Source organism: Aeribacillus sp. FSL k6-2211, assembly GCF_037966125.1.
GTDB lineage: Bacteria > Bacillota > Bacilli > Bacillales > Aeribacillaceae > Aeribacillus > Aeribacillus composti.
The window spans coordinates 1,405,240-1,428,578 of the sequence record NZ_CP150190.1 but is presented as its reverse complement, the minus strand read 5'-3'; the positions used below and the strand labels follow the sequence as shown (position 1 = coordinate 1,428,578).

General features: G+C 42.3%; 21 protein-coding genes and 1 pseudogene. 3 read left to right on the top strand and 19 right to left on the bottom strand.

Annotated elements, in window-relative coordinates; translation table 11 throughout:
• Window positions 1-28: 28 nt before the first annotated feature.
• The 10 genes from NSU19_RS07000 to NSU19_RS06955 form a co-directional block, all read right to left on the bottom strand.
• Window positions 29-829, bottom strand: coding sequence for an enoyl-CoA hydratase/isomerase family protein (locus NSU19_RS07000; protein WP_339199473.1), 801 nt, complete (start codon window positions 827-829; stop codon window positions 29-31).
• A gap of 17 nt (window positions 830-846) precedes the next feature.
• Window positions 847-1,632 (bottom strand): enoyl-CoA hydratase-related protein, encoded by a 786-nt coding sequence (locus tag NSU19_RS06995; protein ID WP_339194940.1) that lies wholly within the window; start codon window positions 1,630-1,632, stop codon window positions 847-849.
• 9 nt (window positions 1,633-1,641) lie between these two features.
• Window positions 1,642-2,277: a Phenylacetic acid catabolic protein gene (locus tag NSU19_RS06990; protein ID WP_066251115.1), complete on the bottom strand. Its 636-nt coding sequence runs from the start codon at window positions 2,275-2,277 to the stop codon at window positions 1,642-1,644.
• A gap of 5 nt (window positions 2,278-2,282) precedes the next feature.
• Window positions 2,283-2,513: a hypothetical protein gene (locus NSU19_RS06985; protein WP_063388948.1), complete on the bottom strand. Its 231-nt coding sequence runs from the start codon at window positions 2,511-2,513 to the stop codon at window positions 2,283-2,285.
• Complete coding sequence (locus tag NSU19_RS06980; RefSeq protein ID WP_066251029.1) at window positions 2,510-2,836, bottom strand: metal-sulfur cluster assembly factor; 327 nt, start codon at window positions 2,834-2,836, stop codon at window positions 2,510-2,512. The genes NSU19_RS06985 and NSU19_RS06980 overlap by 4 nt, the downstream gene beginning before the upstream one ends.
• Window positions 2,836-3,771 (bottom strand): Phenylacetic acid catabolic protein, encoded by a 936-nt coding sequence (locus tag NSU19_RS06975; RefSeq protein WP_066251026.1) that lies wholly within the window; start codon window positions 3,769-3,771, stop codon window positions 2,836-2,838. The genes NSU19_RS06980 and NSU19_RS06975 overlap by 1 nt, the downstream gene beginning before the upstream one ends.
• A 207-nt stretch (window positions 3,772-3,978) precedes the next feature.
• Complete coding sequence (locus NSU19_RS06970; RefSeq protein WP_311067109.1) at window positions 3,979-4,953, bottom strand: MBL fold metallo-hydrolase; 975 nt, start codon at window positions 4,951-4,953, stop codon at window positions 3,979-3,981.
• 22 nt (window positions 4,954-4,975) lie between these two features.
• Window positions 4,976-5,851 (bottom strand): PaaX family transcriptional regulator C-terminal domain-containing protein, encoded by an 876-nt coding sequence (locus NSU19_RS06965; protein WP_066251023.1) that lies wholly within the window; start codon window positions 5,849-5,851, stop codon window positions 4,976-4,978.
• 266 nt (window positions 5,852-6,117) lie between these two features.
• On the bottom strand, window positions 6,118-6,918 hold the full coding sequence (locus NSU19_RS06960) for an enoyl-CoA hydratase/isomerase family protein (RefSeq protein WP_339199470.1): 801 nt from the start codon (window positions 6,916-6,918) through the stop codon (window positions 6,118-6,120).
• A 121-nt stretch (window positions 6,919-7,039) separates the two neighbouring features.
• The gene (locus tag NSU19_RS06955) at window positions 7,040-8,524 is read right to left on the bottom strand and encodes an aldehyde dehydrogenase family protein (protein WP_339199467.1); all 1,485 of its coding nucleotides are present in this window, start codon (window positions 8,522-8,524) and stop codon (window positions 7,040-7,042) included.
• 423 nt (window positions 8,525-8,947) lie between these two features.
• Here NSU19_RS06955 and NSU19_RS06950 point away from each other — a divergent pair, with 423 nt between their 5' ends.
• Window positions 8,948-10,177 carry an IS110 family transposase gene (locus NSU19_RS06950; protein WP_027725928.1) on the top strand — a complete coding sequence of 410 codons (1,230 nt, stop codon included), beginning with the start codon at window positions 8,948-8,950 and terminating at the stop codon, window positions 10,175-10,177.
• Between the two features lie 155 nt (window positions 10,178-10,332).
• On the opposite strand, the gene NSU19_RS06945 is transcribed toward NSU19_RS06950, so the two are convergent.
• From NSU19_RS06945 to NSU19_RS06930, 4 genes are all read right to left on the bottom strand, one after another.
• Window positions 10,333-11,532: a thiolase family protein gene (locus tag NSU19_RS06945; RefSeq protein ID WP_063389429.1), complete on the bottom strand. Its 1,200-nt coding sequence runs from the start codon at window positions 11,530-11,532 to the stop codon at window positions 10,333-10,335.
• Between the two features lie 85 nt (window positions 11,533-11,617).
• Window positions 11,618-12,343, bottom strand: coding sequence for a 3-hydroxyacyl-CoA dehydrogenase family protein (locus NSU19_RS06940; protein WP_066251107.1), 726 nt, complete (start codon window positions 12,341-12,343; stop codon window positions 11,618-11,620).
• Window positions 12,333-13,190: a 3-hydroxyacyl-CoA dehydrogenase NAD-binding domain-containing protein gene (locus NSU19_RS06935; RefSeq protein WP_339199464.1), complete on the bottom strand. Its 858-nt coding sequence runs from the start codon at window positions 13,188-13,190 to the stop codon at window positions 12,333-12,335. Before NSU19_RS06935 ends, NSU19_RS06940 begins: the two co-directional genes overlap by 11 nt.
• A gap of 1,370 nt (window positions 13,191-14,560) precedes the next feature.
• Window positions 14,561-15,853: a homocysteine synthase gene (locus NSU19_RS06930; RefSeq protein WP_327873741.1), complete on the bottom strand. Its 1,293-nt coding sequence runs from the start codon at window positions 15,851-15,853 to the stop codon at window positions 14,561-14,563.
• Window positions 15,854-16,454: 601 nt separating this feature from the next.
• Here NSU19_RS06930 and NSU19_RS06925 point away from each other — a divergent pair.
• Together NSU19_RS06925 and NSU19_RS06920 are read left to right on the top strand one after the other, a co-directional pair.
• On the top strand, window positions 16,455-17,219 hold the full coding sequence (locus NSU19_RS06925; RefSeq protein ID WP_094245469.1) for an IclR family transcriptional regulator: 765 nt from the start codon (window positions 16,455-16,457) through the stop codon (window positions 17,217-17,219).
• Between the two features lie 617 nt (window positions 17,220-17,836).
• Window positions 17,837-18,964 (top strand): annotated as a pseudogene (locus NSU19_RS06920) (IS110 family transposase).
• A 216-nt stretch (window positions 18,965-19,180) separates the two neighbouring features.
• On the opposite strand, the gene NSU19_RS06915 reads toward NSU19_RS06920, so the two are convergent.
• The 5 genes from NSU19_RS06915 to NSU19_RS06895 form a co-directional block, all read right to left on the bottom strand.
• Window positions 19,181-19,432: a hypothetical protein gene (locus NSU19_RS06915; protein WP_327847659.1), complete on the bottom strand. Its 252-nt coding sequence runs from the start codon at window positions 19,430-19,432 to the stop codon at window positions 19,181-19,183.
• Between the two features lie 33 nt (window positions 19,433-19,465).
• Window positions 19,466-20,785, bottom strand: a complete 1,320-nt coding sequence (locus NSU19_RS06910) for a hypothetical protein (protein ID WP_339199457.1) — start codon at window positions 20,783-20,785, stop codon at window positions 19,466-19,468.
• Between the two features lie 71 nt (window positions 20,786-20,856).
• Window positions 20,857-21,444 (bottom strand): dimethylamine monooxygenase subunit DmmA family protein, encoded by a 588-nt coding sequence (locus NSU19_RS06905; protein ID WP_339199455.1) that lies wholly within the window; start codon window positions 21,442-21,444, stop codon window positions 20,857-20,859.
• Between the two features lie 173 nt (window positions 21,445-21,617).
• On the bottom strand, window positions 21,618-22,349 hold the full coding sequence (locus NSU19_RS06900) for a hypothetical protein (RefSeq protein ID WP_339199452.1): 732 nt from the start codon (window positions 22,347-22,349) through the stop codon (window positions 21,618-21,620).
• A 29-nt stretch (window positions 22,350-22,378) separates the two neighbouring features.
• Window positions 22,379-23,335: a PDR/VanB family oxidoreductase gene (locus NSU19_RS06895; RefSeq protein ID WP_339199449.1), complete on the bottom strand. Its 957-nt coding sequence runs from the start codon at window positions 23,333-23,335 to the stop codon at window positions 22,379-22,381.
• Window positions 23,336-23,339: the final 4 nt, after the last annotated feature.

Genomic DNA, 23,339 nt, shown 5'->3' with positions numbered 1-23,339 from the left:
CTTCACAATATATATGAAAAGCTAACGTTTATATCCCTTTCCAATTTGGTTTTCTCTTTTCTAAAAATGCGCTTAATCCTTCTTTTGCATCCTCTGAGCGGAACAACAAGTTTTGCAGCTCTCCTTCGTAGCGGATGGCCACGTTCAATGGCATTTCCTTTCCGTTCATGATCGACAGCTTGATGTTTGAAACCGCATAGCTTGCGCTTTCAGCTATCTTTCTCGCATACTCGAGCGTCCGCTCTCTCGTTTCCGCCTGCGGGAACACTTTGTTGACGAGACCAATGTCCAGCGCTTCCTGCGGTGCCAGCGTTTCCCCAGTTATGTTCATATCCAGCGCTCTCGAATACCCGATCAACCGCGCGAGCCGCTGCGTTCCTCCCGTTCCAGCCAGCACCCCAAGCGATACTTCCGGCAAGCCGATTTTTCCTGCTTCATCTCCCATGAATCGCAGATCGCAGCCTAGCGCCATTTCCAATCCTCCGCCGACTGTATGCCCTTCCAAACAGGCGATATATACTTGCGGCGAACGGGCGATTTTATCCAGCGTTTCATTACAGAACAGGCAAAACTGTGTTTTATAGCGCGGATCCGCTGCTTTTAAGAAGTTGATATCCGCTCCTGCCGAGAAAAATTTCGGCACATCGCTCATCAGCACGACCACTTTTATGTTTGGATCGAAGCGAAGCTCATCGATCGCTGCGTTGAATTCTTGGTAAAACTCCAGCCCATAGGCATTCGTTTTATTGATGTGAAGATGGATTTCCGCCACTCCGCTGTTTTTGACCACCGTTAAATTTTTGTTAGCAGTTGTTTCAACTGTCATCATTATTCTCCTTCCATTGTTCATTTATTATTTGAAAAATCAGGTTTGCGTTTTTCTTGAAAAGCCGCCAATCCTTCTAAACGATCCGGATGATAAATCGTTTTTTGATAACAATCCCATTCCGCTATCAGACCCTTTTCCATTAGTTCTCGAGCAAAACTGTCGACAGCCTGCTTCGCTAAACGGACAGAATGAATTGAATTTTCCGAGATTTTTTCCGCTATGTTAAGCGCTTTCAATTCAGCCTCGCCAGCTTCACAAATATACTCGACAAGTCCTATTTCATAAGCTTTTTCGCCATTTATTTTTTCAGCTGTAAAAATAAGCTGCTTGGCCCTGCCGATTCCTACTAATTGCGCCAGCCGTTGAGTGCCGCCGGCTCCCGGGATTATTCCCCAAGAAACTTCCGTCAACCCGATGAGCGCCCCTTTTTCCATGACACGAATGTCACAGGCAAGAGCAAGTTCACATCCCCCTCCAAGAGCCAATCCTTTTACAGCCGCAATCGTCGGCATTGGCAAAGATGAGATATTTGTAAATGTTTTCCTGAGCAATGTGACATATTCTTCCACTTCTCGTTCGCTCATGGACTGCCTTTCTTTTAAATCCGCCCCTGCACAAAACGCTTTGCTTTCACCTCCCGTAAAAATAACTGCGCTTACATTCGAATGATCTTTTATCGTGTTTATCGCATAAGAAAGATCTTTTACTAAAAATTTGCTTAATGCGTTGGCACGTTTTGCGTTATTTAATTGAATGATAGCCACTTTGTTTTGAATTTCTAAAAGAACGCCTGATTCTGACATGAGCATCACTCACTTTGCTTGAACAAGCTGTTCCGCATTTAATTGCTGCAGCCGTTTTTCAAATTTTTCCGTGAACGAAGGAGTTTCCGGGAAATAACCTTCCTTTTTCAATTCTTCACTTTTTTCAACTTTTGCAAGCCAAGCCTTTGCTTCCTCTGCCGCCTCCCTTAATGCTTCTTGAAATCTGTAGGGGACAGCTCCTTGATCAAGAAGAAGTTGTTTTGCCCAATTTTCTGCATAGATGATATGATCGTGTTGTTCGCGGACAAGCTTTTGAATCCGTGAAGCAACCTTGGAATGACTTGTTTTTAACACCGTTTGAAAGACGATATCGATTGCGGCATTGATTGCATATAGCGAAGCAATGAGAGAAATCCAGTTTTGAACGTTTACAGCTGTTTGAAAAGCTTTTCCTGTTTGTGCTTGAATGTCAGGCTTCTTGCCTTTTACCCCTTTTAAATCAAAACACCAATTGTACAAAAGTCTTGCATGCCCCAGTTCTCCTTGAGCCATAGCTATAGCAGACAAGGTCGCTTCCAAATTCGGACCGCTTACACCAACTTCCACTAAACGGTCGCCAAGCACATATTTGTTATCCGCTATTGTCTCCAGCAATTCAATCAAAGAATGCGTTCCTTGTTCCATTACGCTCACAATGCTTCAGCTCCTTTCTCTGAAAATAGCCAATCAGGTTTTTTCACCCAATTCAGCTTGTTTCGTTCCACGACAACCATTTCGGTCCAATCCTCTTCGTCGTACGTAAACGTTGCATACACTTTTGCCAGCTCGCTGTTTTCTGCTTCTACCGTGCCTATATGCATTAAGTTGTCTCCCCGATTAATGCGGGCAAAAATATCATAGGTTATTTTTTCTGCGATCATTTTGCACTTACACCCCAATACTTTAATTTTTCCCTTCCCTCTGGGCTAAGACGGTCGACCGTCCATGGAGGATCCCATACGACATTTATGTGTACTTCCTTTACTTCTTCTTCTGCAAGAAGCCGATTTTTTATATCGCTTTCAATCCATTCCATGCAGGCGCAGGAAACGGCTGTGTATGTCATCGTCACATGCACTTCCCCGTCATTCATTTGAATGTCGTAAATGAGCCCCATATCGACAACGCTTATTGGGAATTCAGGATCCATCACCTCTTTCAGCGCCTCCCAATATTTTTTCGTATCCACAGCTTGTTTTTGCATCATACCACCTCTTTTCTCAGCTGTTCTAATTCTTTTGCCCCTTTTTGAATTCTTCCTACAAACCGTTCATTTTGCGGCCCTCTTTGTTTAAATCGTTTAATGACGTTTTCCCATGTGTCCGGCTGGTCGAACAGCCATTTTTTATTGACTGGATCAAATTTACAAGGGAATGGGACATCGAGCACATATTTTCCTTGTTCTTCATCATAATGAGCTGGAACTTTTACTCCAATTGATTCACAGAATGGAACTGCTGTCGACAGCCATTTTTGACGGAGCTCATCGTTTGTTCTTCCTTTTAAGCGGTATTCAAGCTGTGCGGATCTGGATTTTAAACGGTCTTCTACACCAAAAAATTCAAGCGCCATTAAAAACATCCAATCAACCGCTTTTTGAACTTCCTCTTGCAATTTCGGATCATTCATGGCTGTTCTCATAATGATTTCACCATTTCTAAGATGGAACAATTCTTCTTTATCAACTTTCACTAATGCGCGTTTCCATGGCCCGTAAGATGTATGCTCAAACGCATCCCCAAGCAGTGTGTAGCCGGCGCGGTCAAAGAACGCATTAAACACTCCAAGCTCAATCCAATTTGACAGTTCAAAGTCAAAGGCATAAGGGTTTTTCCATTTATTTGGGGCTCGATTGTACAATAATTCGTCTGTATCTTCGCCCAAATCTTTCAGTAGCCTGAAAGCAATATGTGCATGACCGATTTCATCCTGCATAATGGCGAGTGCTGTAATTTTGTTATTTAAAGTGGGCGCTTGATCATAAACAGTAAGGAGCGGCGGCACACTTAACAATTCTGTATCTCCGACAATAATCAACGTCTGTTTTAATGCCTTTAAATATTCCTCATTCATGTCACCGACGCCTTCAACAATAAAACCGTTTTGAATTTTTTCTTTTAAAAGGGCTGCCTGATCCATTTTTTCACCTCTTTTATATTACGTTTTTATTTATTTCGTCTGTTTAACATAATATTATTTTACAAACGCCTCTTTTGTCAAGAAAAAATAGAAAAATCAAATTTTTTTGTTAATTTAAAAAATAAAAGGTTTTTCTCCTTTCTTTCGTTCTTGCCGTTTTTACGACCGCAAAAAAAAGCGCATAGCTTTTTGCTATGCACTTATCCATTATTTATTTTGTTTATAAAAGGCAATATCGTTACGATTCTCTTTTTTAATTTGCCCTGTGAAAACTAAATACTCCAAGTGCGACAAAGTTTCTGCGATCGCAAACCGCCATTGATGCGAATTCAAGCTTTTGTGCTGGAATAAATCTTGGGCAATGTCATAGGCGGTACGGCCATCCTTCGCAAGTCGAAATATTTGATCCAAGCGCTTTTGATGATGCTGGATGATTTCTGATATTCTGTCGTCAACTCGTTCGATCAATGCCCCATGGGCAGGAAGCGCCAGGTCTACCTTCAATTGCTGTATTTTTTCAAGCGAAGATATGTAGTTTCCAAGCGGATTTTTGCTTGAACCGGGCCATATGCTAATGTTCGGAGTAATTTTATCCAAAATATGATCGGCTGCAAGCAGCAGTCTTTCTTCTCTTTGATAAAAGCAAATGTGTCCATCACTGTGACCAGGTGTCGGTATAACTTCCCATTTTCTTTCGCCTAGAATGACCTCGTCATCCTCTAGAATCGTCAATTCCGGAAACGTTACATGCTTTGCCAAACTTCTCATACTTTCTTCAATTTCATCCGCAAGATCTTCCGGTGTACCGTTTTTTCTGCACATTTCACCAATTTGCTCCGCCTGGCTGCTGTTTTTTCCCCAAACACGCTGCGCCATGGCAAAATCTTCTTTGCTTATATAAGCTTTTGCCCCTGTTCTTTCCTGCATCCACCCTGCCAACCCGAAGTGATCAGGATGAAAATGAGTGAAATAAATCGAATGAATCTGTTCATAACGAACATTCATTTGTTTCAATACTTGCTTCCAAGCTTCAATCGCTTCGGTATTATGAAATCCTGCATCAACAAGGCTCCATCCGTCTGCATCGCGCACCATATAACAATAGATGTATTTCATCGGAAAAGGGATTGGAACCGGAATGCGATATATATTTTTCCCGATTTGTTCAATATTGACCACCATTATGCACCTACTTGCTTTTATTTTAAACAATGTCCATAAAAGGGTTGATCGCTCTGTCCCGATTCGCTTCCAATTCACAATCGGGAGCTTTTTCAAATAAAGTTTCAAAATATCGAATAGCAGGTACAGACAAAAGCTGATGTACATTGAAAAATAGCTCTCTAGCTTTTAAGCCGCTCCAGTCAGCAGGCAGCAGGTCGTTCGGAAACCCCGGGTCGATAAAGAAAAAGCTGCGATATTCATGAACAAGCTTCGTTCTCTCAATAAAACATTCTTGATCTGATAATTCATTATTCCAAATGCGTTCCTTAAAATCATCATACTTTTGCCGATATTGATCAATGAATGATTCATACTCTTTGGCAATTTCGTCAAAATTCCATCCTCTATGAATCAACTCATGATTATCATGGGATACTACTGAACTGGAAGTAAATAAAATCACATACGGCTCGAGATGGTAATCTTTTATAAACTCCATCACCCGATCTTCAATAGGGTTTGGACTTGCCCACGTACCGTGCGAAATCAAGCCGAATCCCATGAGGCTCAGCTCTTTTCGAATTTGATTGCGAAGCTCCCTTTTTTCTTCCGGGACCGAATAGGTCAAAATTCTCCAATTCCCATCCCATTTGTAATTTCTCATTGAATAAACGCGGGCAAACCCGTCCATCATCGTTCTCTTCCCTTTATTTGTAAGAGAATAATAGCTTTTATTGCCAATTTTGCGAACTTTAAAAAAGCCTTGCTGAACCATTCTTAACGTGGCTCCCCGTATCGAAGATTCAGAAATGCCGAAATGGGACATCATTTGAATTAAGCTGCCAATCCAAACTTCTGTGCTGTAATGCTGAATGTACTCACCGAATAGTGTAAACATTAATGATCTTGGCTTCATTTTCTTACACCCGTCTTTTTCCTGAATTTTGCTTTTATTTTTATTATGCTGGATGGAATTCCATTTTTACAAGTTTTTTCTTCAAGATAGGGAGCCTTTTAATCTATTTTTTTATAAGTCTGAAGCTGTTTAAATCGACTCTGCCGATCAGAAAAAAAACTGCCTCCTCCTTGAGGAAGGCATATGACTTGTCTTTAAATTTCCGCATTATTTTCTGGATGAAAAAATACCGGCCGTTTATGGCCGATATGCTTCGTCCTTCTTTTTTATATCCCTTTCCAATTTGGTTTTCTCTTTTCTAAAAATGCACTTAATCCTTCTTTTGCATCCTCTGAGCGGAACAACAAGTTTTGCAGCTCTCCTTCGTAGCGGATGGCTACGTTCAATGGCATTTCCTTTCCGTTCATGATCGACAGCTTGATGTTGGAAACCGCATAGCTTGCGCTTTCAGCTATCTTTCTCGCATACTCGAGCGTCCGCTCTCTCGTTTCCGCCTGCGGGAACACTTTGTTGACGAGACCAATGTCCAGCGCTTCCTGCGGTGTCAGTGTTTCCCCAGTTATGTTCATATCCAGCGCTCTCGAATACCCGATCAACCGCGCGAGCCGCTGCGTTCCTCCCGTTCCAGCCAGCACCCCAAGCGATACTTCCGGCAAGCCGATTTTTCCTGCTTCATCTCCCATAAAACGCAGATCGCAGCCTAGCGCCATTTCCAATCCTCCGCCGACTGTATGCCCTTCCAAACAGGCGATATATACTTGCGGCGAACGGGCGATTTTATCCAGCGTTTCATTACAGAACAGGCAAAACTGTGTTTTATAGCGCGGATCCGCTGCTTTTAAGAAATTGATATCCGCTCCTGCCGAGAAAAATTTCGGCACATCACTCATCAGCACGACCACTTTTATGTTTGGATCGAAGCGAAGCTCATCGATCGCTGCGTTGAATTCTTGGTAAAACTCCAGCCCATAGGCATTCGTTTTATTGATGTGAAGATGGATTTCCGCCACTCCGCTGTTTTTGACCACCGTTAAATTTTTCTTTTCTATTGCTACTGTATCTGACATTGCAATTCCTCCTTTATTTATACGTTTAATATTTTATCGTTTCATAAACATAATATACTAAATATTCTAATAATTCAATAGAAATTATATTTTTTTAAACGATCTTTTTTTATACATATAATTAGAGTCCAAAGAGATTTAATGGTTTGCTGCCGATATAAGAAACGACGCTTTTCGTTTCCGTGTACAAATTCAATGTTTCCAATGCCAGCTCCCGGCCAAATCCCGATTGCTTATAGCCTCCAAAAGGTGTTCCAGGAAATGCAGAAATTGGCGAATTCACCATAACAATTCCTGTCTTTATTTGTGCCGCAACACGGTGTGCCTTTCCATGATCGTTCGTCCATATAGCCGAACCTAATCCAAAAATGGAATCATTTGCTTGTCGGATCACATCTTGCTCGTCGCTGAATTTCATAACAACTACGACAGGCCCAAAAATTTCCTCTTGTGCAACTCTCATATCATTTGTGACATCCCCGATAACCGTCGGCAAATACCAATACCCTTTTTCATACTCTCCGCCTTCCGGTATTTTGCCGCCGTATAAAATTTTTCCGCCCTCTTCCACCGCTAATTTCACGTAATGATCAATTGTTTGCTGATGACTTTTGGAAATGACGGCCCCCATATGCACGCCTTCATCAAACGGATTTCCTACTCGTATACGGGAAGCTTTTTCGAGAAATTTTTCCATAAATTCATCATAAATGTTTTCATGAACAAACAAGCGGGATCTTGCTTCACAAGATTGTCCTGTGTTGTAAAAAATTCCATAAAGCGAACCGTTTACGGCTCCTTCCAGATCACAATCGTCAAAGACGATGTTCGGCGATTTTCCTCCTAATTCCAAAGTTACCCGTTTTAACGTTTCAGAAGCGCGCTTCATAATGTCCTTTCCGGTTTCCGTTTCGCCTGTAAACGCAACTTTGTCGATTCCAGGATGCTCCGTCATATATGGTCCGATTTCAGACCCGCTGCCTGTAATAACGTTCAGGACTCCTGCCGGAACACCTGCTTCATGGCATATTTCCGCAAGCATATAGGCTGTAATTGGAGTGTAGCTAGCAGGCTTCAAGACAACAGTGCAGCCGGCAGCCAATGCAGGCGCCACTTTCCAAGCGGCCATCATGAGCGGATAATTCCAAGGAATAATTTGACCGCATACCCCGACCGGCTCTTTAAGAGTATAGTTAAAAAAGCCGTTTGGAACTTGATTGACATCACCTTGGAGAGTTAAGCATGCAGCGGCATAAAATTCAAAATCTTCAATCGCCTGCATAATTTGACCCTTGGCAGCAGCAACGGTCTTTCCGCTGTTTAATACTTCAACGCGAACCAATTCTTCAAATCGCTCTCTCATCATTTCCGCTATACGGTTTAACAGGCGAGCTCTTTTCGCTGCCGTCATTCTCGGCCATTTGCCCGACTCAAATGCAGCACGGGCTGCCTCCACCGCTTTGTCAACATCCTTCTTTGTTGCTTTGGCTACCGTTGCTATGACTTCGCCGGTTGCAGGATTATGCGTTTCGAATACTTCTCCGTTTGAGCTGTCTACATATTGTCCATTAATAAAAAGCTGATAGTGTTTTTTCATATTTTTCATTCCTCGTATACTAAGTTTCAGAAAGTTTTTTTATCGAATTTCCAGTCCGATACGCTCCTTGACAATCGCATATCTTGGGTGGTTGCCTTTGTGGGAGGGGCGCGCCCCTCCCACAAAGGGTTGAGCGTACCGGGGTTGGACTTTTCGCAATGTTCCTGGATAATGGTCTTAGGATCATCGGGGATACTCTTCTCACTCCTGTAGCTTTGACTACTTGTAAAGTCTGTCTCCTCGGCCCCTGTTTGGACGTCTAACCCGCAGGCTGTTCCCGTTGGTTTTCCCCATGCTGGAAGGAGCAGCTTCCAGGGCAGCCCATGGTCCAACGTGAGTTCTCATATGCGAGGGTGACTGGTCAACAGGCGCGATCCGGGGGCATCCCGAAGAGTCCTACCCCTCGATCCTACAACAATAGGAGGTGATCTCATGAAACTCTACGTCGGGATCGACGTGAGCTCACGCGACTTAGCCACCTGCATTATGGATCATGAAGGAAATACGTGCGCACGCTTCAAAGTGGATAATCATCTTCTGGGCGCCACCTTCCTTCGGGATCAAATCCTCCTGTGGGCTAACAAGCGAAAGCCAACCGAAATTCTGATCGGGATGGAAGCCACCTCGGTCTACAGTTGGCATCCAGCTATGTTTTTCCACCAGCAGGAGGCCTTGCAGGCTTGGAACGTCAAGGTGTTTACGATCAATCCAAAGCTCATTCGCAAGTTTAAAGAAGCCTATGTCGACTTGGAGAAAACGGATGACATCGATGCTTGGATCATTGCGGATCGGCTTCGCTTCGGCCGTCTGAAGATGACGGCTGTCCTCAAGGAGCAGTTTCTCGCGCTTCAGCGACTGACACGCATGCGATATCATCTCGTCCACCAGTTAACCCGTGAGAAACAGTATTTTCTCCAGCACTTGTTTTACAAATGCAGTTCCTTTACCCAAGAGGTGGACAGTTCGATCTTCGGACATGCCATTCTCGAACTGCTGCTTGAGTCGTGGAGCCTCGATGACATCTGCCAAATGGATGTCAAGCAGTTGGCCGACTTCCTGCGCCAAAAAGGGCGCAATCGCTTTGCCGATCCGGAATGCATCGCCAAGTCGATTCAAAAGGCGGCCCGTTCGTCGTATCGGTTGTCCAAGTGTGTCGAGGATTCCATCGACTTGCTGTTAGGGCTGTCGATTCAATCAATCCGCAGCCTGCAATCGCAGCTCAAAGAGCTCGATAAAGCCATTACCCGCCATCTTGAAGGCATTCCGAACACACTGCAAACCATCCCAGGCATCGGACCGGTTTATACCGCAGGCATCCTGGCCGAAATCGGGCAAATCGAGCGGTTTCACAACCAGGCCGCCTTGGCAAAATATGCCGGCTTGACATGGTCCAAGCACCAATCGGGCCGTTTTCAAGCCGAGGACACCTCCCTCATTCGTTCCGGCAATCGCTATCTCCGTTACTACCTAGTGGAGGCTGCCAACTCGGTGCAACGGCATGATGCGACGTTTCGTGCGTACTACCGGAAGAAGTATGAGGAAGTGCCCAAACACCAACATAAACGAGCCCTCGTCCTCACCGCTAGAAAACTCGTGCGTGTGATCGATGCGCTGCTACGCAACGGTCAAATCTACACGCCAAGAAAGGGGGAAGATCGATAAGAGGATCGATCTGGTATACCAATATCAACCTTTAGACCCAGTTTATTACATGTACCAATACTGGGTTTCTTCAGTATTGCCTTTTTTCGGATCATCGGACAAGGGAATTTCCAATTTCTATGATTTTTCACCTTGACATATTACCGCAGGACTTTCTATATTTTTTCGACAATCGTGGCGATTCCTTGCCCGACGCCTATGCACATCGTCGCGAGTCCATATCTAACGTCTCTTCTTTTCATTTCATGAACGAGAGTGGTAACAATTCTCGCCCCGCTGCAGCCGAGAGGATGACCTAAAGCAATTGCTCCACCGTTGACATTCACCTTTTCCATATCAAATCCCAGCTCCTTAATGCAGGCAATGGATTGGGATGCGAATGCTTCATTAATCTCGATTAAATCCAGTTGGCTGATAGATAAACCAGTTCTTTGCAGCACTTTTTTCGTTGCTGGAATCGGGCCAATCCCCATATAAGATGGATTCACCCCAGCGACAGCGGAGCCGACAATCCGTGCCAGCGGCTTAAAGCCAAGTCTTTCTGCTATCGATCTCTCCATGATTAAAAGTGCGGAAGCGCCGTCATTGATTCCAGAGGAATTTCCAGCGGTCACTGTTCCGTCTTGAACAAAAGCAGGCTTTAATTTATTCAGCTTTTCCAAAGTCGTATCAGGCCTCGGATGCTCATCTGCATCTACTATCGTTTCTTCCCCTTTTTTCCCTGTTATTGTCACCGGAACAATTTCATCTTGAAAACGCCCTTCTTGTATCGCTTTTCCGGCTTTTTTATGGCTTTCCAACGCAAATTCATCTTGCTCCTGCCTCGAAATTTGATAGCGCGCAGCTACATTTTCAGCCGTCTCGCCAAGACTGATCGGCGGATACATTTCCGCTAATTTATCATTGACAAGCCGCCAGCCGAGAGTTGTATCATAAAATGTTGGCGTGTCCCTCATTCCAGAAAGCTGCGGCTTCATCATGACATATGGAGCTCTTGTCATGCTTTCGGTTCCGCCTGCAATATAGACGTCTCCCAATCCGCCTTGAATCGCCAGCGCTGCTTGATTAATTGCTTCCAGACCCGATCCGCATAAACGGTTGACGGTCACGCCTGGAACCGTTTCAGGCAAACCCGCAAGAAGCACGGCCATTCTTGCCACATTGCGATTATCTTCTCCGGCTTGATTAGCGCAGCCAAAAATTACATCCTCCACATCGGAAGGATCAATCGGATTTCGCTTGAGCAGCTCTCTTACGACGTGAGCTGCCAAATCGTCCGGGCGGACCTCTCTTAATGCCCCGTTGAACCTGCCGATCGGGGTTCGGACAGCATCAACAATCACAGCTTCTTTCATTTTCTTACCCCCATTTTGACCGTTTTTTCAGGCATTTTGATTCATTTTGAACTTTTCCCGAAGTTACCATCATCAACCGGAATTTTTAATCATATTGATAAAAGCCTCTTCCCGTTTTCTTTCCGAACCATTTGGCATACACCATCTTTTTGATAAATGGAGCAGGCCGGTAGCGGTCCTCCCCTGTTTCTTTAAACAGTCCGGCTAAAACAGCATAAACATCATCAATACCGATATGATCCGCCCAGCGAAGGGGGCCCATCGGGTAATTCGTTCCTTTCATCATTGCTTTGTCTATGTCCTCTGCACTTGCAACACCTTCTGTTAAAGCAAAAGCAGCTTCATTAATAATTAATGATAAAATTCTAGGAAATACTAATCCTACGCCGTCTTCCACTACTTCGACCTCTTTTCCAACTTCTTCAAAAAACTGCTTAGCTTTCTCAACATTTTCTTTTTCGGTTTGCAAAGCCGGTGCAAGTTCGACAAGTTCACAATCTTCCCAAGGGAAAAATGCGGCAAATCCGACTAATCGTTCAGGATGTTGGAGCCAAGAAGCGGTTTCTGTTGCTGTTACACCAAGACATGTAGACAAAATGACCGTTTCCTTTGGCAATGTTTTTTCGATTTCGACCAACAGTTTTTTCTTTTGGTCGATGTCGAGATTTGTCGTTTCGATCACAATATCAAAATTTGAATGAACAGCCGATTGATCTTCGAGCTGATGGCCTGTTTCGCGCAATTGCGCTATGATCGAATCGGCTAAAGAGCCTTCTCCAGCTACTTTTACAGTGAATGATTTAGTTTTCATAGCGATAATATCCTTCACCGGCCTTTCTGCCAAGCTTACCTGACTGAACCATGCGCTGCTGCAAATAATGCGGACGAAATCTTTCCTCTCCGAAAAAACTATTGTAGACGGTTTCCGTTGTGGAAAAATTCACATCAATACCAATTAAATCTTGCAGTTCAAAAGGACCCATTTTAAAACGTCCAGCCTTTTTCATGATCCTGTCAATCTGTTCGGGCTTCGCCAAACGTTCACCTGCAATTTTCAATGCTTCATTGTAAAAAGGACGGGCAATTCTGTTTACAATAAATCCCGGTGTGTCTTCGCAAACAACCGGATCTTTATGAAGAGAAGAGACAAATTGTGCAAGCTTTTTCAACGTGTCCTCAGATGTTTTCACCCCTCTTACGACTTCTACTAAAGGCATTAGCGGAACCGGATTAAAAAAATGAAGACCTGCCACTCTTTCCCCTGTTTTGGTAACGCTTGCAATTTCAGTGACAGAAAACGATGATGTGTTGGTGGTTAAAATGGTTTGTTCTGGACAATGTTCATCCAGCGCTTGGAAAATTTCTTTTTTAATATTGATTTTTTCCGGAACTGCTTCAATCACAAGATCACACGCTTTCATCAGCGATAAATCGGTGCAAGTCTCAATTCGTGATATTGAATCTTGAAACGTTTGTTCCTCCATTTTTCCCTTTTCTACTAATCTGTTAAGGCGTTTTTTAATTTGAGTAAATGCTTTCTGAACGATCGCATCATTTAAATCATAAAGCAATACACGAAATCCATGCTGCACACACGTTTGGGCAATGCCAGAGCCCATCGTTCCGCTTCCTACAACTCCAACCGTTTGGATCGTCAAACAGACTACACCCCTTTGTTCAAATCATTTTGCCATCTTATAAATTCAAAAACGCTTTTACATTGGTTGCAGTAATATTGAGAAACGAGCTGAGCAGTGCCGAAAACAGCTATTTTCTTAACATTTGTAGAATCGCAAAAGGAACAATGCACCACATATTTGTCGGACACCGGTGTCACCTCTCTGTTATATTACGTTTTTTTTACTATCGTTTATTTAACAAAATATTAATAAAAACAACAGGTTCTGTCAACGAAAAAAATTAAAATGTTATTTATTTTCTGGAAATTAAAATTAAAACGGTGGTGTCCAGAAAATCAAATCCCCATTAAAAACAAAAAATCATAAACATCGATATATCAACGTTTCTAAAACATTAAAGGGGGCGTCTATAAGGCCGGAAAATCGACTTATTAGACACCCCCCTAAAATCAACATATGTATCATTTTTACCTATAAATGAAACGAGAGAATTTTACAGCGAGGGTGGTTTTGACGACAGCTAAACCGCGGCAGTTTTCTTTCTAGTTTCATACTGCTATGAGCGCTGGTTTCGGGAAACGGTAATATGCAGAGTATGTCCATAAGTCCATAATCGAGTAGGAGGGAGCGATTAACTCCCGTCCTCTCACACCACCGTACGTACGGTTCCGTATACGGCGGTTCAATTAAGATAATTGACGCAAGTCTTTATAACTTCCGTGAATAGCTGTTCTCTTTATGCCAGTGGTCACTCCACCCTCCAAGAGATCTCCCACGGGATTCACCGCTTCCTCCCTCAAGTGAGGTACTACGTTTTCTGTGTTCATCATGACTCACTGAATGCCAAGGGCTATTCTCTCTTAATTGTTCGGTCCTTCTTAGTTGTTCTAGACCAACTAATACTATGACCTCTGCTGACTTCTGACTGTTCAGCTATCTATCACTAGATAGGTTACCAAGGTTACTTGGCGTGCCAGCCAGACCTCCCCGGGTAAGAGTGTAATCTTTCCTTCCATCCATCTGCTTCATTTACTCTGTATCACCTTCGGCAGAAAGGGCTTTGTTTTGTCTTGCAAACTCACCCAGTGATACCTAGCCTCATATGAAGTTCGTGTTCCTCAGACCGGAAGTTTGCCGCTCGCTTCCTTCAGATTCCGCGTCACCACGGACACCCTTGCGTTAAGCTAACTGCTACTTCTGCCTTCGCAGCTCGGGACTTTCACCCTATAGATTACACCCATGCCGGGCGCACAAATAAAAGTAGAGAAAAACAGTCGTTTTCCTCTACTTCTTTCGATATGAAAGCAGCTGAAGGTTGCCTGCTGCTTTTCAGTGTGAAGTGGGCTTATGCCGCAATCCCTGCAAAATTTTTAACTGGCGATACGATCTTAAGCTTGGCTTGCTCGAATCGCTTGTTCCAGATCGTAAATAATGTCATCAACCGATTCCGTACCGACTGATAACCGGACAAGACCAGGTGTAACACCTGTTGCCAGCTGCTCTTCGCTCGTTAATTGCTGATGAGTCGTGCTGGCAGGATGAATAATCAACGATTTCGAATCGCCGATGTTGGCAAGGTTTGAAAATAATTGAACCGAATCGATCAGTTTTCTTCCTGCATCAACGCCGCCTTTAATTTCGAATGTCAAAATGGCTCCCTGACCTTTCGGCAAATATTTTTGTGCAAGTTCGAATGAAGGGTGATTTTTCAAGCCTGGATAGCTGACAGATTCGACCGCTTCATGCTCAAGTAAATAATTCGCAACTGCAAGCGCATTTTCACTGTGGCGCTGCATTCGCAAATGAAGCGTTTCAAGCCCTTGCAAGAATAAAAATGAATTGAATGGAGAAAGTGAAGCTCCAAGGTCTCTCAACAGCTGAATGCGCGCTTTCGTAATATAAGCAGCTTCACCAATGTCATCAGCATAAATGAGACCATGATAGCTTGGGTCCGGCTCGGTGAACTCAGGGAATTTGCCGCTTCCTTTCCAATCAAACTTGCCGCTGTCGACAATGACGCCTCCGATTGAATTTCCGTGTCCTCCAATAAATTTCGTAGCCGAATGAACAACTATATCTGCGCCGAATTCAATCGGACGGAGCAAGTAAGGGCTTGGAATTGTATTGTCAACGATAAGCGGAATTGAATGTTTATGAGCGATTGCTGCCACCGCTTCAATATCAAGCACATCCCCTCTTGGGTTTCCGATCGTCTCGGCAAATATTGCTTTTGTTTTTTCAGTAATCGCTGCTTCAAGATTTTGCGGATCCGTCGTATCGGCAAATTTTACCGTGATGCCAAACTTCGGCAAAGTATGTGTGAACAAATTATAGGTTCCGCCATATAAGCTAAATGAAGAAACAATTTCATCGCCGCTTCCAGCAATATTCAAAATCGAATAAAAAACAGCAGCTTGTCCAGATGAAAGCGCCAGCGCCCCAATTCCGCCTTCAAGCGCAGCTACACGCTTTTCAAATACATCAGTCGTTGGATTCATGATCCTTGTGTAAATATTTCCTTCTTTCTTTAAACTGAATAAATCTGCCCCATGCTGACTGTCTTCAAATACATACGAAGTCGTTTGGTAGATCGGAACAGCTCTCGACAAAGTCGTCGGATCAGGCACCTGTCCTGCATGCACAGCTAGCGTTTCGGGCTGAAGTTTTCTTTCGTTTGACATAGTTTATTTCTCCCTTCAATTCTAAACTTATATATTCGCAAAATTAAACCTACTAAAATAATAGGTTTAATTATATATAAATAAAATGTACTGCTTGTTCAGCCGGATGTCAATTACTTATCAAAACTTTCAAAAATTTTTTAGACTTCTTCAGTATAGCATAAAATCTCAATTGGAAGATAAACTTTTTGGATATCATTTCATGTAATGGAATGCTTTATAAGTAACCTTTCCTCGTATTTTCATTTGATAATAATTTTCCAATCTACTTATTCTTTTTTAAAGGGAATGCAGGATGAGTAAAAGGAATAAAGAATATACTGAGAGCAGTCCGAAAATGAAATTTCTTAAATTGATGCAATAAAAAAACAGTTTGCCATCATTAAGCAAATGGCGAGGAACTTCATTTTTCTCTTCAGACTTTTTTGAGAGGATTTTTCTCGCATCCCGGACAAATTTTTTATCCTTTCACACTTCATCTATTGCTAGTTTATATTTTCATTGACAAAGTCTTAGTAGTTTTTTGAAAATATAGAAAAAATTTTGTTGAAGTGGTAAAATAAGATGAAGTATGCCTATCAGTTGAAGGATGGTTTTAGCAATGACAGAAAATAAAAAACATGCACAAATTCAGTCTTTGCTTGTAGGATTCTCAATTATTGACCTGATTGCCAAAAACGGCAGTCCGATGAAATTTAACGACATTCATCATTATACTAATATAGCAAAAAGCAATTTATATAAATATTTAAATACCCTTACGAATCTCGGTGTCCTTCATCGGGATAAAGGAAGCGGCTTATACTCTTTAGGGAGCACGCTCATTCAATATGGAATGGCAGCTGTCAATCAAGAGGACCTCATCGGCAAAATCACGCCATTTTTGCATGAAATTAATGCCAAATCGAAAGAAACGACTCTCCTTGCCGTATGGACAACAAACGGCCCAATGATCGTCAAAATGATCCATAGTCATTTAGGGCTTAACTTAGGCGGACAGGTCGGAACAATCCTTCCGATCTCCTCGGCAGCCGGAAAACTTTTTGCGGCATTTAAAAACGATCCAAGTGTAAACGTTTGGAAGGAATCGGAGTTGTCAAAGCTAAGCAAACAGGCGAAAGACGAGCTAATGACAGAGTTTCAGCTTATTGCCGATCAAAAAATATCGTTTGCGCAGGAAGCTTTAGCGCCAAGCATCGCTTCTGCCGCCATTCCGATTTTTAATTTTGAGCGGGAAATTTTAGGGTCTATTATTGTTGTCGGCTTTGAAAAATCGATTCCAGACACTATCGAACATGAGCTAAGCGAATATTTGCTTATAAAAGGAAAAGAAATTTCCGCCGTTTTCGGATGGAAAGAAGAATAAAAAAGAGCTTTTTGCACCCTTTTAAAGTAGAAGTGAGATGGAATTTAAAAAATAGGAATTGATTTTTACTATTTCATATGTTTCAGTAAAAAAGACGGTGTTCGCCTTCTTGTCATTTATAAGGTCAGATGTTATTTTTATCCTTATATGAAAAACCGAGCGTTAAAAAATCAACGCCCGGTTCTTTTGTGTACATACAAAACCCTCTTTTATTGATAACAGAAAATTCTGCTATCATCTTGTCGGTACTATTCTCCCAATAATAATTGATTAATCTCCTCATTTCAGAATCCCACAGCTTTCAAGGCTGTGGCTGACACAAAACTTAATACTCTCTTATTGTTAAATTTAAAATAAAAACATCCATGAGTAATTTTACTCCCCACCCATGCATGAAAATCCATCATTCCTTCCCATAATGGATATGAACGCAAACAGTTTTGAAAGACGTTCTCTTTAATGGTGGTTCGACCCTGTAATAAAAACTGTTTGAGTCCATTTGGTGTTCCACCCATTGTCAGCCCTTTTCGTGTGAAAAGGTGACTACGAACAGAAAAATGCCTAACGTGCAAATGGACTCCCTGTTTGCGAATTTATCGATGGAAGGAGTAAGAATCATGGATGTTCTTTATCATCGTTGTGCAGGATTAGATGTCCATGCCGAAACAATTGTCGTTTGTGCTCTTCTTGGAGAGGAAGAACACGTTCAAAAGGAAGTTGAAACATTTCCTACTTTCACGAAAGACTTGTTTCGTCTTCTGAAATGGTTAGAAGATCGTGGTGTCACTCATATTGCGATGGAGAGTACGGGCGTTTACTGGAAACCTGTGTTCAATATTTTGGAAGATTACTTTGACATTACACTTGCCAACGCTCAGCGAATCAAAAATGTACCGGGGAGAAAAACCGATGTTTCCGATGCAGAATGGATCGCCAAATTGTTGCGTTACGGATTGATCGAGAAGAGTTTCGTACCTCCTGAGAACATTCGAGAATGACGGGATTTAACTCGCTTGCGCAAAAAATGGATCGGGCAGTTAACCGCGGAGAAAAACCGCATTCAAAAAGTGTTGGAATGTTCCAATATCAAGTTAAGTTCCGTGATTTCGGATGTATTTGGTGTATCTGGGCGAAAGCTACTGGAACGTTTAATGAAACAGGGATACATCGAAGAAACCGAAGTCGATGCTTGCATTCACAGGAGTATGAAGAGGAAAAAACAACAAATTCAGGATTCTCTCTTTGGTACATTGACCAACCATCAACTGTTCATGATTCGCCAATCGTGGAAGCACATCGAATCGTTGGAAAGTTTACTTCGAGACATCGAAGAACGAATCGACCAACTCTTACAAGTATACAAACAAGAGATGGAGCTTCTTGTGACCATACCGGGGATCAAGAAGGAAACCGCTGCCGTGATTATCGCTGAAATCGGAGTCGATATGGGACAATTTCCAACGTCTCAACACCTCGCTTCATGGGCGGGAGTCGCGCCGGGAAATCATGAAAGTGCTGGAAAACGAAAAAGTACCCGAACGACGAAGGGGAATCCGCATATCAAATCGGCGTTATGTGAGGCGGCTTGGGCTTTGTCTCGATGTAGGAATCAACGTTTGGCAGCGAAATATTGGTCATTGGCGGCACGCAGGGGAAAGAAAAAAGCACTCGTTGCGATCGCGCACCGAATGCTTACCATCATTTACTGCATCATTTCTCGAAAAGAACCGTTTCGAGAGCAGTAAATAAATTAGTATAACCAAAAAGGTTCAGAAATATACGAGATACCTAAAAATAAGGTAGCTCTGCTTTCCTATTTCCTTTTTTTGGTCGTTAATAGGGTATCCAATTTGATTGTGGGGTATACCGCTTCAGCCATGGTTAATTGATTTTCACAGAAAAAAGAGTTTGAGTATGAAAACTCCTATTTTGATAAATCAGGACAGCAACCTGCTCTTATACTAGTTTACATTTTCCATTAATGGATCTGCGTACGTACCCTCTTTCGGAAAATCCAATTTTTCATCAACTGCTTTCGAAGCTAATAGATTTACTTCCGAAAAAGCTTGATTCTCATGTCGAAACATTGCGTAAATCAACGCAACACAGATGCCGATCGCAGCTATAATCGATAACACAACTCCTATAGAATGCGGGCCAAAGGTAAAATAAGCACCGACATGCTCCCAATTTGTTATTGGACTTGTATTCATTTACTATTCCTCCTTTACATTTTTATCCTTTTATTAACTAGTTTTGCTCTTTGACATGATCATTTTTAATCTTCCATTTTCTTGAGTAGATGGAATTCCTTCCGGAAAAGCTGTTGCAGGTATTTCAGTTAAATCAATACCAAGCATCTCTGCTTGCTTTGGTATTCTCAACATATTAAGCTTTTTCAAAAGCAGTGATGTCCAGTAGCCTGGGAGAAATCCTAGAAGGATCACAACCGCTGCACATACGAGTTGTCCAATAAAAGTGATTTCCGGGCCGTTTATATTGGGATAGCCGGAGGCAAATATCCCGACTGCAAGGACTGACCAGATCCCGATAAATCCGTGGACGGTAATAGCACCTACAGGATCATCAATCCCCTTCCTTTCGAGAAAATTTCCAATGAATGGACACATCAATCCTCCAATGACAGCTATAACAAATGCAAGCGCTGGATGATATAAATCTAAACCCGAACCTACTGAAATAACCCCGGCCAGCCCGCCTGAAGCGACCCAAAACGGTTCCCCTTTTGAACCTAAATATGCCCCTATTAAACCTCCCGCTAATCCCATTAAAGCATTGAATACAAAAGCCGATAAATTGGTGGGAGTACCGTAAATCGTCATCCATTCCCCATTTGTAACAGCGATTATACAGCCTCCGAGGAAGCCGAAAAAACCAACATAAATGAGCATCAGTCCTAATAAAGTGGACGGAAGATTATGCGGCAGAATATTAACAATTTTCCCATCCCCTGTATATTTGCCGATTCTAGGTCCTAAATTGACCACGACTCCTAATGCAAAAAACCCAGCTATTGCATGAATAACGCCTGCAGCGGCAACATCATGATAGCCAAATTGCGTTAAAAACCATCCTTCTCCGTGCCAGCCCCAAGAAGCAGCTAAATTCCAAATAACTGATCCAAGAATAGCGGCAAGAATAAGAAATCCACTTAATCGAACCCGTTCGATCAGCACGCCGGATAAGATGGAAGCTGTCGTAGCTGCAAACAGCGCAAAAGCACCCCAGAAAACTCCACTCGCATGATCCGTTATATTCGGACCCATATTTTCACTCCAAGGCAATGCAGCTAATGCCGCTTCACTCATTCTCGGAATCAAACCGTCTGGAAACGCATTGTATATCCACCAGCCAACAAAATAGAAAGCAGGTAACACGACTGCTAACGTCATAATATTTTTCAAAGCCGTTGCCAATACGTTTTTTACACGGGAGATGCCGACTTCAAGAGTCAAAAACCCCGCATGGATCTGCAGCATGATTGCAATGCACCACCAATAGAATACTTCTATTTGGATTGCGGCAAAGTGTTCAAATCCCTCCACATGATCATCCCCTTATTCTAAAGATTTCAAAGCCTTTAACCTACCATTTTTCATGCCCTCCTTCTTCTGTTTCATGAAATTATTTTTAAATAACCTAAATATGCATCATGGAGCCCAGAATAGTGTCTTGAAACCTCTAACGATGCATGACACTTTTCACACGTTACTTGTTTTTGTGCTGTCAGCTTGTTCAGATGATAACACTTTATACAAAATACCCTTTCCTCTTTCTCCCCCCATCCTTGTGCCTGGATCTCATCTTCATTAAAACCGGCCCGCAATGCCAGTTTTTTCAGCTCTTTTAACATTGACCATTGAACTGAAAGAAATAGCTTTGTACCGATAAACTGACTTTCAAATATTTTGTAAATTTCCTCACTGGATGTTGATGAAAGGACAGTCGCTTCATTCGGAAAAAATTCTGTCCCCTGATACGAATGAAGGCTGCTATCATTTTTCTTCAATATATAGATTTGTTTCTTCGTCTGTTCTGGAATTTTTTTAATAAACATCAACGTTGGCAAAATCATCGGTTCATCAATGATAAACAAAAATTGCTTCCCAGTGATGAATTGAAATAGATTGCCAGCTTGCTGATTTTGCGCAAAAAATTCATCTGCTTCAGAAGCGCTTGTTTTCCCATCTGCTGTTTTAGTCATTTTTTCAACCTCCCTCCTTGTTTGTTTTTCAACATGGTCGAATCGAATAAGCAATTTGTAATTTTCTCAATTCGAATTTTTCGAATATCAGGATATTCTCCAACGATAAGCTGCAGCTAGTTCGAATCAATATTAAGCAAACAAAGCATTGCCGTAACTTGATTTCTATCAAATTACAACATAGAAAGATAACGGCTAGTTGTGAAGCCCGGACCGTTCGAGCGAGTAAGCATATAAAGAGCATCTGTTAAAGGAATCCGGCGATAAGTTTCAATAACACGCCCATTGACAAATAGATTCTCCCGTTTTTGTTTTAATTGGGCAGCCGTTTGTTGAAAAAGTTTCTTAGATCTATTAAACGAGTCAAAAACGAAGCGTTCTGCTGCTGGACAGCTTGCAATACTCACATCGCCGAAATGAACCCGTCCTGACGGTGAATATGCTATCGCACTGACGATTCGTTGCTGCGCACTGCTGATGGTTTCTTGTAAAAAAGTCGCATGAGCGGGTTTGATATCTTCCACAATCAGCCGGGTGATGCCCCGATCGTTAATCGCTTCTAAAATTTGTTCAGGGTCATCCTCTACGATAACCTCTTTATGGGGCGGCCATATATCCATCCAATAATGATCTAAGTGCTGTTTTCCGACATGGAAAATGAAATAATCAGGATAAATTCGAAGTCCGCCCTCCTCATCTGTTAAATCCTGACGATAAAAATCATAAAATCTGGTGACAGCTGCCATAAGCAAGGCGCTAGCACCAGCACTTCCTGCCGGTTCCCGTACGACTATTCCTAGTCGATCATATTGATGAAATCCCGGCAGCAACTCCTCAAAAGAACATTTCACGTCGTTTATCTTGAATTCAAAATCATCGATTCCGATAACCTTTGTTGTGTGCACAATTCCATTTGCTCCTTTCTTGTATGCTCTTAAAGATCTAAAACAAGACTGCCGGATTTTGCCCTTGAAACACATGTTAAAATGACATTGCTTTCTTTTTTCTCCATTTCGGTAAGAAAAAAGTCTCGATGGTCAATTTCTCCTTTTAAAACATGCAGCTGACAGCTGCCGCATCCCCCGATTTTACATGAATATGGCGCATCAATATGAAGCTGTAATAAAGTGTCCAGCAAGCTTTTCCCTTCAGGCACCTCAATCACTTTGTTGCTTTTATTGAGTTTTACCCGGAATGGCTGCATCGGTCCTGATTTTGGCGGTGTAAAGAGTTCAAAGTGGATGCTTTTTTCAGAATAACCAATGACTTTGGCAGCATCGGCAAATTCTTTGATCATGGCCTCTGGACCGCAGAAATAAACATGGGTTCCTATCGGTTGATTTTCCATTAACTTTGTTGACATTTTCTTGTTTTCCTTTGAAAAATAAAAATGAGTTTCCTCTGAAAAAAAAGTGGAGAGATGGCGATAAAAGGCACATAATTCCTTTGAAGGAGCGGCATAATGTATTTCAAATGGAGCCTTCTTCTTTTTTAATTCCTTCGCCATCGAAAGAAAAGGTGTAATGCCAATCCCAGCTGCAAAAAATAAATGGCGTTTTGCTTGAAAGCTTAGCGGAAAATAATTTTTCGGATAACTAATGGAGATCTTATCCCCTTCTTTCACATGATCGTGCCAATAAATTGATCCTCCATTTGAATCCTCATTGCGGCGAACGGCGATTCGATAGTAGCCTGTATTGTCCAGATCACTTGTAAGAGAATAGTGGCGTTCGATTAAGCCTGTTTCAGTTTGCAAATAAGTCGTAATATGAGAACCCCCACTAAAACGAGGCAATGGCGAACGGTCTGCTGACACTAGCTTAAAACTTTTAATCGCAGCTGTTTCATGCGTAATTTGTTCTACAATCACTTCAAGTGTTCGCGCCATCATGTAA